This window comes from Solihabitans fulvus, assembly GCF_008386585.1.
GTDB lineage: Bacteria > Actinomycetota > Actinomycetes > Mycobacteriales > Pseudonocardiaceae > Solihabitans > Solihabitans fulvus.
Genome location: NZ_VUOB01000160.1, coordinates 1 through 252, shown reverse-complemented (window position 1 = coordinate 252; position 252 = coordinate 1). Strand labels below are relative to the sequence as shown.

The 252-nt window shown below is 68.3% G+C and carries 1 protein-coding gene; it reads left to right on the top strand.

What is annotated here, in order from left to right; translation table 11 throughout:
* The coding region (locus tag F0L68_RS41025; protein ID WP_149855324.1) for an MmcQ/YjbR family DNA-binding protein at positions 1-252 on the top strand (252 nt) is incomplete at both ends.

Below are 252 nucleotides of genomic sequence, written 5' to 3'. Positions count from 1 at the left end.
GCCGACGTGCGCCGCGCCGAGGGCGAGCAGTACACCTCGTTCAGCGTGCGCGGCAAGCGGTTCGGCTACTACTGGCCGCGAACGCAGACCGTCGGTCTGAAACAGACCCTGTCCGAACAGCTGGCCCTGGTCGCCGAGCGGCCCGACGTCTTCGAGGAGCAGTTCACCTCCGGCGGTTTCGGCTGGGTGGTCGTCTACCTCGAAGGAATCGAGGCCGGCGAGCTGACCGAGCTGGTCTTCGAGGCGTGGCGG